The organism is Paenibacillus pinisoli (assembly GCF_003605435.1).
GTDB lineage: Bacteria > Bacillota > Bacilli > Paenibacillales > Paenibacillaceae > Pristimantibacillus > Pristimantibacillus pinisoli.
Window position 1 is genome coordinate 147,048 of sequence record NZ_QXQB01000002.1, and the last position, 14,924, is coordinate 161,971.

The window sequence follows — 14,924 nt, forward strand, 5'->3', positions numbered from 1 at the left end:
TTCCTCCCAAATTGCTAGAATTTATCGAATCGGCCCTCGATGTCCCTTATCTTAGCATGGGGGTAAAAGCCCTTTCATGGCGCAAAAATTACCAATCCCGCAGAAATCAGGGTGAACCTCCCGCCATTACTGCATTATTAGAATCTACTCATGAGGCCCATAAGCCAAAAAAATAGCCTCCAGCCCTATGAAATCATAGGATTGGAGGCTGTCTGCATGTCTGAAAAATGCGCTGAATTAGCCGTTAACGGAAACGAATTTGCCCGTTTCTTGCGATTCGAAAGCGCACAGAATGACCTTAAGGGACGCTCTGCCTTCTTCACCGGTTACAGCCGGTGTCGTGCCGTTTACGATGCTCTCCAGGAACGCGTCTACTACGCCGCTGGACTCTTGCTTATCATTAGTGGAGATAGCGCCTACTTTGTGTTTTTCAACTGTGCCGTTGCGCAGTTCTATAATGACTTGGTCATCCGGATGCGTACCGATCTTCATAACGCCATTCTCGCACCACAGAATCGTACTGTTGTCCTCGCCTCTATAATAGGTCCAGCTTGCAACCAGCGTACCGATAGCGCCGCTGTTCATGCGAAGAATACAAGAAGCGTTGTCGTCAACTTCCGTTCCTTCTTTATGAAGCGTTCCGACGAAAGCGCCGATCTCCGCTACTTCGTCATTCAGCATCCAGCGGATCAGGTCGGACTTATGCACGCCCAGATCGCCCATTGCGCCCATCAGCGCTTCTTCTTTGCGGAAGAACCAGCTGTTTGCGCCGTCTACGCTCCAGCCGTCTGGACCCGGGTGGCCGAAGGAAGTACGGAACGTCAATACTTTGCCCAGCACGCCGGATTCAAGGATTTGCTTAGCCTTCACATGAGGAGGCATGAAGCGTTGGTTGTGTCCAACCATCAGCTGTACGCCGTTGTCCTTCGCAGCCTGAATCATAGCCTCTGCTTCCGCATCTGTCACAGCCATCGGCTTCTCAACCAGCACATGAGCTCCCGCTTTGGCAGCAGCGATGCTAATAGGAGCGTGAAGCGCATTCGGCGTACATACGCTTACTGCGTCAGGCTTAACTTCAGCCAGCATTGTCTCATAATCGGAATAAGCCTTGCCGCCATACGTGTCCGCAAATTGCTGCGCACGTTCAATCACCGGATCGACAAAAGCGACCAGCTCTGCATTCGAATTTGAAGCGTACTCCGGGATATGGCGGTGCTTCGAGATCGATCCGCAACCAATTACTGCAACTCTTACTGTAGACATATTATATTCCCCTGCCTTTATTCAAATTTGGATAGATAATGATTTTTGAGCCATTCGATGCTTGTCGCAACCGACTCAAGCGGCGGATTCGCGCATACATCCTGCTCCACGATAATCCATTCCACAGAAGATTCCGATGCAGCTTCAATGACAGCCTCCAGCGGCAGATCGCCTCTGCCAAGCTCTACTGTATCGATCTGCTTTCCTTTCTCTCCGCTGCGGAAATCCTTCAAATGAAGCAAAGGCAATCTGCCCGCATATTTCTTCACGTAGCTGACAGGATCAATACCTGAATATTGTACCCAGCCGATGTCCATCTCTACTTGCAAATACTCAGGCGAAATTCGATCATACAGCGCGTCGAATACGACTTGGCCGTCCAGCTCAACTTCGAATTCGAAATCATGATTATGATATGCGAATGCTATGCCTTCCTCACGGAAGCGCTTGCCGTATTGCTCGAATTTCACCAGGTGACTGCGCCAAGCATCAGCATCGCGAGCCTCTTGAGGCAGCCATGGGCAGATCGCGTATTTCGCTCCAATTGTTTTGAGGTAAGCGATTTCATTCTCCAGATTGCCTTCAAGCAGATGCAAGCCGATATGGCTTCCGATTGCTTTCAGTCCAAGCTCTTGCAGCAGATCGCGCATACGCTCCGCTTCGATACCGCCATAGCCCGCAAACTCTACGCCTTCATAGCCCAATGCCGCAACCTTGCGCAGGGTGCCTTCGAAATCGACAGCCGTAACGTCCCGAAGGGTATACATCTGTAAACCAATGCCCATCCGTGTCATAGAAGCCGCACTCCCTTATCATTATATTCTGCTTCTTGCCGTTGTGTCGTATTTTGCCTTACGAGTACCATTATATCGATCCTGCTTGGCGGAAAACAGTTGTCTTATTAGCTTCTTTTTATGCAATTTTGCTCTATTGCCAATTGGGTATTCTTGACTGCCTCCACCGTTTCCTACAATACAGCCCCCAAAATCCCCTTAGCATAAATTGATCAGCAGCGAATGTTCATCAAGGGTTAATTCCGGAAATTAACTCATAAGCACAAAAAAAAGCTCACCGGCCATAAGGACAGTGGGCATTAAAATATCGGAATTTAGGACCGATTGTAAATAAAATCAGTCCCTTTTCATGAGATTAAAAAACGTTTAACTTCAATAATACAGATATCAAGCCCATAAGTATTGAGACTAAAAGTAAAACTAGTGCAATCTTCATTTTTTTCATTGTTGCAAAGGTGATGGAGGAAATAGAGAATACTAATGATAAAACAAATAAGTAAAACGCATAGTTTTTAGACTCGCTGCCTGAGAATCCGAATAATGTTTGAGACAGGCTAATTAAAAGCCCCGATAAGATAATGGACAATTGGTTTGTTGTAAATCGTTTTGTTGTATTATTTTTCATATCATTTATATTCCTTAGCACTGTGATACAACTTTCCATGGAAGGAATAACCACCTCGATACTTTAATTCCACAGCCATTTGATGCAGCAAGCGCAACTACGCCAGCTGAAAAATTTAATAATGCTGCTGCAACGGCAGTTCCAAGTGCTGCTGGAGGGAATATTGCTGCTGTAACAATTGCCGCCATTGTAGCTACACTTGCAGCAATGTTTATAGCAGCGACGATTTGGTTTGCAACGCAACTGTCAAATAGAGTTTCCTTCTCAATAACGCCGTCGTTCCAACTATTTTCTCCATTACAATGGCTCGCAGCTAATATATTAATGCTATTATGCTCAACGCTTTCCCCGGATGTTTGAAGCTCAGCTTCAATTAGTCTGATATAATCAGAATGTTGTGGAGTTGATTTCATTGCTTGTTCAGAATCAATTGCTACGTAACCAGCATCGTTTATATATAAGAAAGGTTGAAGATCACTTACAATAGATAATTCAAGCTTCACTTCTTCCACGCTAGTCTTCTTTAATTTAGCCAATTCCATGATTGCTAATTCTTCAATCTCCGCAGGTGTTAATTCCTCGTATTCTGCAATCAGAGCGCTAAACTCCTTTGCACGAACTTCCCACTCATTAAGCATCTCTTCACTTGGCGTGCTGGCAAACACACTGCTAGTAGCAAATGAAAAAACAAGAGTTAAAGATAAAAGAACGGATATCATTTTTTTCAACTATTAAACCCCTTTCAAGAAAATATTTTATTTTCTTAAGCAGCAATCGCTCCTTCCACCTCCCTTTTATGGAATAATTTGTTTAGGGACTAGTTAAACTATAGCTGCAATGCTGTAGGGAAGCCACGAAAAAATATTAGTATTTTCCGAAATAACATTTGCGTGATCAACATTTTTCCCATTATTTCCGACGTCGAGACACCTTGTTCATCCGGTTTGAGTGACCTCTGTATACAGAACTTGTACATGAAGTCCTGCGAACAGACTGTTAATGTCTTTGTTTAGAATAGATGCTAGTTTAAAGGCATCCAGTAAAGATGGTTGGGCATATCCGTTCTCCCAATTACTTACCGCAGACTTCGAATATCCCATTAATCCTGCAAGCTCTTCTTGGGTCAGCCCCTTCTCCTTTCGTGCAGCGGCCAATGTTTTATTCTTTTCCATACCATCACCTCAATGTATGCCAATCTTGTACTTCCTGCTTTCGATTATACATACAAGCCTGGTGTACGTCAACGTAAAAATATATGTGTAGTGTACTTTGTTTATTGCTGGTGTCCCTTATTGTACAATGTAGGTGTACTTTTGATTAATGAGGAGGCACCAATGTGGCTCTCGGAGAAAGAATTTCTCACTGGAGAAAAAGAAGAAAACTTACTCAAGAAGAACTTGCTTTTAAAGCTAACGTCACCAAAGCCGCAATAAGCAACTATGAGAATGGCCACAGTGCTCCCTCTAATGAGACGCTTGTTGCCATAGCCAACGCATTAATCGTATCAACCGACTATCTGCTTGGCCGCACCGATGATCCTTCCTCTCCTACAAACGAGAAAAGTACTGATGAGGACATATATGTAGCATTTTTAGGCGGTCCCAAAAAAGTGTTGGATGAAGAGGAAGCTGCCCATTTGAATGACGCTTTGGAAATGTTCAGAGCATTTCGTGAGAAAAAGCGAAGAGAACAGGATGAAAAAGAAAAATAAGATTCAGCCAGCAATGGCTTTTTCTTTTAACTCAAAAACAGAACATGTGTTCTTTTTCAAGAAAAAGGGGGGCACCATGCATTTTGATCTGGATCTTTACAAACCAACCGAATTAGAAAAGCGAATCAGCTATATCTATAGAGAGAACGGAATATTATCTCCATCACATATGGACTTAGACAAAATCGCCTTTATTTATGATTGTCATGTCATTTATTCTGAGAAGCCCACCATGGTTTTATATGACGATGCGTATGGCGGATTGATCTTTCTTAATGCATATGTGACTAAAGAACAGCAACGTGAAGACTTTTTCCATGAAATTAGCCACCCGGCATTACATGTAGGCTGCCAGAATACTCTGCCCGAATTATTTGTAGATCTTCAAGAATCTCAAGCCGCAAGCTTCCAACTGTATTCAGCCATGCCCTATTTCATGTTGGCAGCTATTGAGCCCTCCGGTTACGAAAATGAGTATATAAGCCAACTTTCCGATATTTTTCAACTCTCGTTCGATTTTGTGAATCGCCGGATTGAACAGGTCCAACGCCGAATAGTGCAAGGTTATCATGACCGGAATACACAATTCCGGTTTAACAATACCAACCCCCAAGATCATGAAAGACAGCTATCGATTGCCCGGGCAATTGTACTGTGACAAAATCCTCGAATTGGCATGGTGTCAGTTAACGGGAGCCGGAGTACCCTTATTGACATTTGCCGGCAACTTGGACATACTGATGACAAAATAGCACATAGAAATTATCTAATACGTTACATAGGCCAAGGGAAAGGCAAATGTAACCAAATTAGGCACACTTTTAGATGAAATCGACTAGCTGTGGCACCTTGTGGGCAAAAAGTTACGAAATTGTCATAATATCAAAGGGGCATTTTTAAGACTAATTTAATATTTATCCGTTAGACTAGAAAAAAATCCTTCGTAGGGTGGAGGTCATAACCATGAAAACCATGCTGATGTTCCAAAATAAAACGATTCCCGTATACTTAACGGATACAAACAAACAAGCGCTGGACAAGTTGTCCGCCATATTAAACCGTAAGCTGACAACGGGAAAAAACGCTTTGAAGAAATGTATCACATCGCTTATAAGCGTCGAAATTATAGGCAGCGAAGCTACGCTTCATTCGTATTATGAACGAGACACATTAACGATTTCGTTGTATTAAGAAAATCATAACAAGAGAGGACATCCTCATTGCCATGCGCAATGGGAATGTCCTCTTTTTTGTCCTCGATCAAGCTGAAGGCGCAAGCCCTTTGTTGCTGCGATTACCGAACACGAACAGCGCCGTGCCAATCCAGCCGCAGATGGATGCCGCGATCAGCAGCGTGCTCAGCGGCAGGCTTGATGTCAGTGTAGCGCTGAGGAGCGGTCCGAGAGTCCCCCTTACGCCGAACAGCATCAGATGGATGCCGAACACCATCGCTTCGCGGCCCGGCACCAGCCGGAATACAAAAGCCAGGATCCCGATATCCCATATCGCCTCGCCGACGCCTTGTATCGCATTGCCGGCAATCACTGCGCTATAGGTGCCCCATACTCCGTATAACATCGGTACCACTGCGTAGGCACCTATGCCGATCATAAGCGTGTATTTAATAGGGTAGCGGTCAATCATCAGACCTGCAACCCAGAACGTCAGCAGCAAAGCGGTAAAATAAGCGACACGGGCATACCCGATCTGCACATTGGACAGCTCCAGCACATCGACCTGGGTAATCTGGTACAGCGGACTCGCCAGCATATTGCCGAAGCCCGCGAAGGTCGTAGCAGCCAGAAAGACGGCCAGCGTCCGGTTCGATGCGACAAGCTCCCATTGCTCCCGCATGGAAAACTTGGGCTTCTTCCGAACGGGCTCCGCTTCATGACTTGCCGCCGGATGCGAGCTGCGTTCCACTTTCTTCGACAGCTTGAGCGTATTGAAGAGACCAATAGACAGCACGCCTGCGATAGAAGCAGCAATGAGCGGGCCGGAGGGGCCGAATGCCTCCGACCATCCGCCAACCATGTAGGCGAGCGGAATCATCAGAATGCCCATCGCTACCCGTACATAGCCCATCAGCCTGCCGCGAATGTCGGTTGGATACATGCGGGATACGAGCGCAGCATAGGCGGGCGACTGTACACCCATCAGCAGTTGGAATAGTAGCGCAGCAATGACGTAGATGGAAGGATGCGCAAAGAAAGCCGGGAGCAGCAACAGCAATCTGCCTACTGCGTTCGGGATAATAACGAACGGCTTCGGATTGCGGGCTTTCTCGATCCAGTTCGCCCAGAATGGCGAGAAGATCAGACCGACGGCCGGTGCCGCAGTCAGCAATCCCACTTGAAGATTGCTTGCTCCTTGCTGAATCGCAAAGGCGACATAAAACTGATTCATAACTACGTTGAATAAGCCGAACAGACAGGAGGCCCCCAGATCAATACGGGCATTGCGCCAGACGCGCGCTGACATCGGCATGCCGAGCTTTACAACGTGAGAGCTTGCCTTGGACAATCGTCCCTTCATAACATCGATACCTTCTTCGCTCTTGGATGTGAACGGACGGAGGACCCTTCGCACAGGGCAAAGGATCCTCGCTCATCACGTTATTTGATTGGATATTACTATAGAGATTCCAATTTGTACAGTTAAATGTTCATGAACGGCCCAGTTGCTCCAATCCTGCCAAAAACCGGTCAAGCGCAAAGCTGAAGCTTTCGTTCACTTCAACAGCCATGCCGAACCCTCCCTCTGACTCGATCGATGCGAAACCGTGCAGCAGGCTGCGCAACCCGCGAACGGCATGTATGCCTTCTTCCTGCGTTAAGCCGTAGGGCTGGAACACTTCCAGAAGCCTTCCCACAAGCTCTTCGCCAAGCTTCACATGCTCCTCCTGCTCATGGGACGGCGAACGCAAGGTCAACGAATACAGACCGGGATGCTTTCTGGCAAATGACAAGTAAGCGTCGGCAATGCTTATGATAGTAGCTTTGCCATACTGTCCGCTTGCCGATCCAGCGATGGCTTCATTTAATCGGGTCAAACCATACAGTACAAGATGGGAACGAAGGGCCGGCAAGCCGTTCACATGATTGTAGAGCGAAGGAGATTTCACCCCCAGCCTCTGGGCAACTGTAGCTAGCGTAACCGCGTCTACGCCTTCTGTGTCGGCAAGCTGAGCTGCTGTCTGCACAATCTGCGGCAGATCCAATCCGGCTCTAGGCGACACTTAGATCACTCCTTTCTTCATTAACCTTTGTTCACTTTCGGCAATGGCTTGCCTCATCGCCTGCTCAGGCTGAGCAAGCATATTGCCGTGTCCCACTGCCAGCCATGCGGGGCGCAAATCGGCAAGCTTGCGTGCGCTTGCCAGGCTGACTGCATGATTCCATGTCGCAAGCGCGGGGAACGGGAAGCCAAGCTTCATATGTCCGGCCACGGCCAGCCCCCCGCGTGCCGCGAATGCATCTCCTGCAATAAGCACCCCCGACCGCTCATCATAGAAGGACATGGAGCCCGGCGTATGGCCGGGAGTAGACAATGCCAGCAGCGAACCGATACGATCCCCATCCTGCAGCAGCACATCCGGCAAGGTCTTGATGTTCTTCGGAACATCTCCGCGAATCGGCAGCGGTGCCTCTCCATCCAATAATGACGAATCTCCGCGCAGAAGCCTGGCGTCCCTCTCCGAGATATAGACGGTGGCATCAGGCAATTGCTTCTTGAGCGCATCCAACGCGCCGACATGATCGCCATGCGCATGAGTCAGCACAATCCGGGCAATCGGCTTGCCGATCTCCTCTGCCGCCTTAAGAATGGCAGCCGCATTCGTTGCAAGAGCCGCATCGACGAGCGTCAAGCCCTCCTCCTCCTCTACAAGATAACAATTCACCGGAAATAAGTTGGGCAAGTAGGTAAGTTGAATCACCGATTGTTGACGAGTTTTTCTCATGAAGGTCACGTCCCTTTCCAAAAACTAATGTCGTTAGTTTTAATATAAACTAATGCTATTAGTTTTTCAAGACCGAATATTATCTTTACAAAAAAAAGACCGGGAATCGCTCCCGATCTTTTGATTCGCGCCTTATTTCGCAGTCTTTCTTCCGTAGTAGGATGCATACCGCTTCATTTTCTGATAAGCCTCCGAGTCAATGTTCTTGAGCGGGTGGAACTGAGGATGATTGGAGTTCACTTCGAGCACCCATAGGCTGCCGGATGAATCACGCGCGAAATCAATCCCCATCTCATTCATCCCCGACCTTCTTCTGCTAAGTGCCCTTGCGATCCGCAAGGAAGCGGATGACAGAGCCCGCTCTCTGCGGCTTGCCTCATCTCCAGAGAGGCCAAGCTTCCGATGCAGCTTGCCGAGCGTATAGATCGTGCCGCCTTGATAATAGTTCGTCACGATTTTTTGGGCTGCTCCCGCCTTTACCATAAAACCTGTGCACACCCAGCTGCCTCCGGGCCTGCGCTGAACCATCGCTCTAATATCGTAAGGACGGCCGTTCACGCAGTCCAGCTTGATGCCCTGTTGAATAATTAGCTTTCCTTTCATTGCGGACAGCTTCTGATATAAGCCTGAGAAGCTATCATAACGGGCGCTCCATTGCCGCTTGCCGTCTACCGCTTTCAGCTCATAGCCTTTGCCTTTGCGTTTCACTTTGCAGACACCGATTCCTAATGATCCAACATCGGGCTTTACATATATGGATGAATAGGCATCTGTCATCATTTGCAGGTTAGAACGGCTGAAGGACACCGTCCTGGGCACGTATTGGCGCAGTTCGGCATCCTTCAGCAAGTAGTTGCAGACGCGCAGCTTCCCTCTAATATTGCGGCTTGCATAGTTTTTGGCCAATCGATTCACCTCTATATAACCTATGAAGGGAATCTATGACACTCGTGTACGCATAACTAGGGACAGCCGCATATTTTCAAAAGATTGCTAGCGCTCCTGCTTGTTTATTATCATTATTTGCCCAGCAAAATCTTTGCATACGGCGATTCGATCGGAATCATAATGACCGGATTATCCTGCAATGTAACCACATAGCTTTCCAGCGTACGGTACAGATTGTAGAATTGAGGGTCCTTGCCATAGGCATTGTTATAGATTTGTGCCGCTTCCTGCTCGCCTTCGGCAATGATCTTCTTCGCGTCAGCTTCTGCCTGAGCCATCAGCTCGGTAGCTGTACGATCGGCCTTTGACGTAATTTTACGCGATTCCTCATCCCCTTCGGACAAATAGCGAGCCGCAATGGATTGACGGTCAGAAATCATACGGTTGTATACACTCTGCTTATTGCTGTCAGGCAAGTCGGTACGCTTAATACGGACGTCTACGATCTCGATGCCGTAATCATCGCGCTCCAGCGCAATGGCAACATCACTAGTAATTTCATCATTGATATTGCCCCTTGCCGAGTTCTCGCTAATGATTACGTCGTAATTCACTTCAGACAGCTTTCTTCTGACGGAGTTGTAGACTGCCTCGTCAATCCGCTGCGAGCCTCCGCTGACGGAAAACAGCTTGCGGTAGAACTTCTCCGGATTGGAGATACGCCAGATTGTATAGTTATCCACCTGAATCGGCTTTTTGTCCTTCGTCATAATTTGGCCCGGATTGCTCTCCAGCGTCATTTGATACTTCGGCAATGTCGTTGTGCTTTCGATAAACGGTATCTTGAAGTTAAGACCCGGCTCCATTACCGTCCTCTTAGCTTCGCCGAAGCGCAGGACGACTTTGTATTCGCCTTCCTTCACGACAAAGAGAGAACCTGCGACGAGCAGAAGCACAGCAACTGCGCCAACGATACCTATCCAGTGCTTTGGCTTCATTGTCCGTCACCTCCATTGGTTTGCTGGTTGCTGTTATTAGCATTATTGTTAGTAGTGGAGGAAGTCCCGTTGTTTTTTAGCAGCTCGTTGAGCGGCAAATAATTAACGGTGTCGCTGCCCGAATTAGTAATAAAGATTTGCGCATTCGGCAAGATCTTCTCCAGCGTCTCCAGAATAAGCCTGTTCTCAGTAACGCCAGGATTCTTCACATATTCGGAATAAATAGCGTTGAACTTCGCCACATCGCCCTGTGCGTTAAGAATACGGGATTTCTTCTCCGCTTCGGCCTTCTCGATAAGCGCTTGCGCTTCGCCGCGCGCTTTCGGAATGCGGTCATTCTCATACTTCGCTGCATTGTTGATCTTCGTATTCTTCTCCTCGCGGGCATTGGTTACGGCACGGAATGCGTCCTCAACCTCGCCGCCCGGCGGCTCGATATCCTGGAACTTCAAGTCGATAATCTGAATGCCAGTCTCATATTTATTCTGCAGCTCGATCAGCTTCTCACGGACTTGATCCTGGATGGCAGTCTTGCCGTCCGTAATTGCGTAGTCCAGCTTTTGCGCCCCGATGACGGAGCGGATCGACGCGCTGGTCGAGTTGCGCAGGAACTGCTCCGGATTGCTGATGTTATGTAAATAATTGCGGATATTGCTAATTTTCCATGTGACGACCGCGTCTGCGGACACGATATTTTCGTCGCCCGTAATCATCATGGACTCCTCATCCACCGGAGTTACGGTGTTGCCGTTCTGGCGGTAGCCAATCGTAATATGCTGCGTCAGCTCGGCAGGGACAATCCTCACCTCTTGGATAGGCGAAGGCCACTTGAAATGCAGGCCGGAAGATGTCTCGCGATCATACTTGCCGAAGGTCAGAATAGCCGCTCGCTCTTGCTCCTGCACCGTGTAGAAGGATGTAGACCCCAGATAGAGCAGCGCGACAGCTGCTACTGCACCGATCACAATCTTCTTGACGGTCCCCGGCTTCAGCTCAGGCGGCTTGCGATTCGGATTCGGCGCCGGCTGGCTGTTCGGGTCCTGGTTCATAAAATTCAATAGACTCTCTCCTTTCAATATGTATTGCTCATACAGAGTTATACGTTTATTTCCGCCTTTGGTCACACTTTTTTAAGGTTGTTTTAAGGTGAAATTCAAATGCTGGTCATGAAATAGTTGTTTTTTCTCGTTTTTTGTCAAATTGTCTGCAGCGAAAACAGCTTCCCTCCAAGACCTGTAGTCTTGAAGAGAAGCTGCTCCAAAAAAGCATACTTATTTCTTATTCTCCTTCAGCATTTCGCCGATTGCTCCAATGCTGCCAAGCGTCTCAACGGCGCGCGTCGGGATGAATACCTTATTCGCCGCCCCGTTCGCAATATCGGACAAGGCCTCCAAGGAACGGTACGTGAGCACTTGCTCATCCAGTCCGGCAGCGCGCAGCAGCTCAATGCGGTTTTTCTCCGCCTCGGCGATCGATTGAATGGCTTTCGCCTCGCCAAGCGCCTCCAGCTCCTGGGCTTGACGCTGGCCCTCCGCCTGACGGATACGAGCCTCTTTCTCGCCCTCTGCTTTCAGGATTTTACTTTGCTTATCGCCTTCCGCACGCAGAATCATATCCTGCTTGGCGGCCTCCGCTTCCAGAACCAGCGCCCGCTTGCTGCGCTCCGCTTTCATTTGCTTATCCATGGCCTCTTGAATATCGCTTGGCGGCTGGATGTCGATGACCTCCACGCGCTCAATTCTAACGCCCCACTTCTCGGTCGCTTCATCAAGCGCTACCCGGATATCCGAGGAAATCTTCTCCCGGCCCGACAGCGTCTCGTCCAGCTCCATCTTGCCGATAATCTGTCTCATCGTCGCAGTCGTGATATTCCGAACGCCAAACACATAATCCGAAATACCGTATGTAGCTTGCTCAGGACCCGTTACTTGATAAAAGATAATCGTGTCGATTTTAACCTGTACGTTATCCTTTGTAATAACGGTTTGCGGCGGCACGTTTGCTTGCTGAATACGCAAGTCATGATACGTCCGCACATGATCGATAATCGGAATCAGAATATTAATGCCCGGCGTCAGCAGCTTGCTGAATTTGCCCAGACGTTCAACTACCCCGACTCTCTGCTGCGGTATAATCTTCACCGACATAGCGATAAAAACTACCGCAAGCACCACTATGACAATGGTCACAGTCCATCCCATCGTTCTAACCTCCCCATTTGTTGACTTGCAAAAAGGCACTGCCCCGGCTGATGACAATGATCGTCTCGCCTTTACTGATCGTCTCGCTCGATTTGGCGCTCCAAGTCTCGCTGCCGATCTTCACGATGCCCGGCGTGTCGGGATCGATCGGCTCCAGCACAGTTCCTTGCATGCCGACCAATTCATCCACAGCATCCCGAAACCCTTTTCCGACTTGGAACCGCTTGGTTAGCGGCTTGGTGAACACGGTGAGCAGCAAGGCGACGATACATCCGACAATCACTTCCAGCAGCAAAGCATCGGGGTAAATAACATCGACAATTGCCGCGGCCAAAGCGCCTACGCCAAGCCATAAGAGATAAAAGGTCAGCGTAAGCATTTCAACTACAATTAGCACTCCGGCTATAATGAGCCAAATTAACCACAGGTCCATCTTATCCCTCCCCTTCAAATAAGTGTATTCGGCACATAAGCAGCTAAGACCTGCTTAATTCCCCGGGAAATGTCGAAAAAAACAGAAAAAAAACACTCTCCATAAGAGAGTGTCAACCATTCTTCTGCGCATACAGGAATTCACTCACTGCCTCGCTCTTGAAGAGAAGGAAGCTGCTTATTCCAGAGTAAACAATTAAACATAACGTATAGATAATAAAACCTATTAATCCTTCACTTACGCTCATAACAAGCAGCTGCACACTTAAGAATACGGCCATAGCTGCACCGACAGCGAACAAATAGCGTACCCATGTTACGCCTACAATCAAGCAGACCGCAAGCACAACCTGTACGATGAGCGTTAGTATATTGAAACTCAAAATAAATGAGAAAAGGGCCATGGCTATATTCAAAATCGCGATCGTGTAAACAATCACTTTTCCCCTCTTGAATTGCTTCGCCTGCCGTTCGACGAATCGGCTGTATTCCTGCTCTCGTTCCGCTTTCGTACCTGTTTCAAATTTTCCAAAGTTCGGATTAATATCGCGCTGCGGCAGCGGCAGCTTCTCGGACATATCCTTCAGCTTGCTTGCTATGCTTGCCACATCACGCAGCTCGCCGGGGGCAATCCCATTCAACGCTTCCACAATCGCCGCTTTCGCCTTGGCGTCATTAGCCAGCTTCAGCTTATACGCCGAGAGTATCTCCCCAATGCGTTCCGGCTGCAGCTGCATGTCCTTAATCTCATCAATGGTAAAAAACAGCTTCCGAAGTCCGGCGATCGTATTCAGCTCCTCCACATCCTTCGCCGAATACTCGCGATATTCCCGCCCGTTACGCACCGAAACCTCCGGCGAGACGAGCCCCTCCTCGACATAATAGCGGATCGTGCGTTCTGTCAGGCCCGTGTGCTTGCATACTTCTTTCATCTTCATGGCGTCTCCATCCCCTTTCACGAGCCAATGTACACTCTTACGTAACGGAAGTGTCAACAAAAATAATTAAAAAAGGGCATTCACTGCCCTTTTTATTTTTTGACAATATTTATGCCAGAATCATCCTACCATATAAATGAAATTTTGGCGATCATATTCTATCTGGGTACAAGCGAATCGATGCACCATATTGGCCCTTCGCCTATACACTATTCTATACATCTAAAAGGAGCGTGCGTTTGACCTCATGTACGGATATTACCCGCTTCAATATTATTATGGCAGGCAAAGCCACCCGCACACATGGACACCGGCAATGGTTGATCTGGATCAAAATATAAGGACGCTATGGGAGCAGCATGTTTTCTGGACGCGGCTGACAATTAACAGTATCGCCGGCCGGCTGCCTGATGAGAAGCTCACGACCGAACGGCTCTTGCGCAACCCAAAGGATTTTGCAGCGCTACTGGAGCCATTATACGGAACAGCCGCAGCCGCTAGATTCAGCCAGCTTTTTACGGATCATCTGGTTATTGCCGCGCAGCTTGTCAAGGCGCTGCAAGCAGGTAATACTGCTGAAGCAAATGAATTGAACAAGAGGTGGCATGCGAATGCGGATGCGCTGGCATTATTTCTAAGCCAGATCAATCCTTATTGGTCCGAGCAAGAATGGAAGAGAATGCTCTATGAGCATCTGAAGCTTACCGCCGAAGAAGCGTCGACTCGCCTTGCAGGCAACTACGAACAAAATATTGCCTTAAGCGATCAAATCGAGTCGCAAGCATTAGAGATGGCGGATATGATGACTCACGGCATTATCCGACAGTTCCCCTCAGCCTTTCATTAAGCCGATTCATACAAAAGCCGTGGGGAACCGTCCCCACGGCTAAAAATATTGTTCTAGTTTCATAAAAAATCCATAATTATGAAGTATAGACGCATGAAGTGGCATTTCCTCCCATGAAAGGAGAGATGCCGAATGACGTATACAACTGTGGAAGTCATCATGCTTGGTACTTTTCTTCTTGCACTGCTCAGCTACTTGAAACGAAAATAACTCGCCATTGGTTGATGGCCTGACGAGTCATTTTCTTCCACGACATTCGGAGGACA

At 48.1% G+C, this 14,924-nt stretch carries 17 protein-coding genes; 4 read left to right on the forward strand and 13 right to left on the reverse strand.

Annotated elements, in window-relative coordinates; translation table 11 throughout:
* Positions 1-237: 237 nt before the first annotated feature.
* The 4 genes from D3P09_RS08180 to D3P09_RS08195 all read right to left on the reverse strand — a co-directional run bounded on the left by D3P09_RS08180 (position 238) and on the right by D3P09_RS08195 (position 3,854).
* Positions 238-1,263 (reverse strand): Gfo/Idh/MocA family protein, encoded by a 1,026-nt coding sequence (locus D3P09_RS08180; protein ID WP_120108855.1) that lies wholly within the window; start codon positions 1,261-1,263, stop codon positions 238-240.
* Between the two features lie 17 nt (positions 1,264-1,280).
* Entirely contained in the window at positions 1,281-2,057 is a 777-nt protein-coding gene (locus D3P09_RS08185) for a sugar phosphate isomerase/epimerase family protein (protein ID WP_120108856.1), read from the reverse strand.
* A gap of 639 nt (positions 2,058-2,696) precedes the next feature.
* Positions 2,697-3,410: a hypothetical protein gene (locus D3P09_RS08190; RefSeq protein WP_120108858.1), complete on the reverse strand. Its 714-nt coding sequence runs from the start codon at positions 3,408-3,410 to the stop codon at positions 2,697-2,699.
* 207 nt (positions 3,411-3,617) lie between these two features.
* Positions 3,618-3,854 (reverse strand): helix-turn-helix transcriptional regulator, encoded by a 237-nt coding sequence (locus D3P09_RS08195; protein WP_120108860.1) that lies wholly within the window; start codon positions 3,852-3,854, stop codon positions 3,618-3,620.
* A gap of 164 nt (positions 3,855-4,018) precedes the next feature.
* On the opposite strand from D3P09_RS08195, the gene D3P09_RS08200 reads away from it, so the two are divergent.
* The 3 genes from D3P09_RS08200 to D3P09_RS08210 all read left to right on the forward strand — a co-directional run bounded on the left by D3P09_RS08200 (position 4,019) and on the right by D3P09_RS08210 (position 5,584).
* Positions 4,019-4,393 carry a helix-turn-helix domain-containing protein gene (locus D3P09_RS08200; RefSeq protein ID WP_120108862.1) on the forward strand — a complete coding sequence of 125 codons (375 nt, stop codon included), beginning with the start codon at positions 4,019-4,021 and terminating at the stop codon, positions 4,391-4,393.
* Complete coding sequence (locus tag D3P09_RS08205) at positions 4,377-5,051, forward strand: ImmA/IrrE family metallo-endopeptidase (RefSeq protein ID WP_165867354.1); 675 nt, start codon at positions 4,377-4,379, stop codon at positions 5,049-5,051. Before D3P09_RS08200 ends, D3P09_RS08205 begins: the two co-directional genes overlap by 17 nt.
* A 305-nt stretch (positions 5,052-5,356) precedes the next feature.
* Positions 5,357-5,584: a 3-dehydroquinate dehydratase gene (locus D3P09_RS08210; RefSeq protein WP_120108866.1), complete on the forward strand. Its 228-nt coding sequence runs from the start codon at positions 5,357-5,359 to the stop codon at positions 5,582-5,584.
* A 69-nt stretch (positions 5,585-5,653) separates the two neighbouring features.
* Here the strand turns inward: D3P09_RS08210 and D3P09_RS08215 are convergent, their stop codons facing one another.
* From D3P09_RS08215 to D3P09_RS08255, 9 genes are all read right to left on the reverse strand, one after another.
* Positions 5,654-6,928 (reverse strand): MFS transporter, encoded by a 1,275-nt coding sequence (locus D3P09_RS08215; RefSeq protein WP_120108867.1) that lies wholly within the window; start codon positions 6,926-6,928, stop codon positions 5,654-5,656.
* Between the two features lie 130 nt (positions 6,929-7,058).
* On the reverse strand, positions 7,059-7,631 hold the full coding sequence (locus D3P09_RS08220; protein WP_120108869.1) for a TetR/AcrR family transcriptional regulator: 573 nt from the start codon (positions 7,629-7,631) through the stop codon (positions 7,059-7,061).
* Positions 7,632-8,354 (reverse strand): MBL fold metallo-hydrolase, encoded by a 723-nt coding sequence (locus D3P09_RS08225; RefSeq protein WP_120108871.1) that lies wholly within the window; start codon positions 8,352-8,354, stop codon positions 7,632-7,634.
* Positions 8,355-8,486: 132 nt separating this feature from the next.
* The gene (locus D3P09_RS08230; protein WP_120108873.1) at positions 8,487-9,260 is read right to left on the reverse strand and encodes a YheC/YheD family protein; all 774 of its coding nucleotides are present in this window, start codon (positions 9,258-9,260) and stop codon (positions 8,487-8,489) included.
* Positions 9,261-9,373: 113 nt separating this feature from the next.
* Positions 9,374-10,240 carry a protease modulator HflC gene (hflC, locus tag D3P09_RS08235; RefSeq protein ID WP_120108874.1) on the reverse strand — a complete coding sequence of 289 codons (867 nt, stop codon included), beginning with the start codon at positions 10,238-10,240 and terminating at the stop codon, positions 9,374-9,376.
* Positions 10,237-11,289, reverse strand: a complete 1,053-nt coding sequence (gene hflK / locus D3P09_RS08240; RefSeq protein ID WP_207892482.1) for an FtsH protease activity modulator HflK — start codon at positions 11,287-11,289, stop codon at positions 10,237-10,239. The genes hflC and hflK overlap by 4 nt, the downstream gene beginning before the upstream one ends.
* A 222-nt stretch (positions 11,290-11,511) precedes the next feature.
* Positions 11,512-12,441, reverse strand: coding sequence for an SPFH domain-containing protein (locus tag D3P09_RS08245; RefSeq protein ID WP_120108876.1), 930 nt, complete (start codon positions 12,439-12,441; stop codon positions 11,512-11,514).
* Positions 12,442-12,445: 4 nt separating this feature from the next.
* On the reverse strand, positions 12,446-12,874 hold the full coding sequence (locus D3P09_RS08250; protein ID WP_120108878.1) for an NfeD family protein: 429 nt from the start codon (positions 12,872-12,874) through the stop codon (positions 12,446-12,448).
* A gap of 112 nt (positions 12,875-12,986) precedes the next feature.
* Positions 12,987-13,811, reverse strand: a complete 825-nt coding sequence (locus D3P09_RS08255) for a MerR family transcriptional regulator (protein WP_120108880.1) — start codon at positions 13,809-13,811, stop codon at positions 12,987-12,989.
* Positions 13,812-14,058: 247 nt separating this feature from the next.
* Between D3P09_RS08255 and D3P09_RS08260 the strand changes: the two genes are divergently transcribed.
* Positions 14,059-14,658, forward strand: a complete 600-nt coding sequence (locus D3P09_RS08260) for an acetylglutamate kinase (RefSeq protein WP_243643982.1) — start codon at positions 14,059-14,061, stop codon at positions 14,656-14,658.
* The last annotated feature ends 266 nt before the right edge of the window (positions 14,659-14,924 follow it).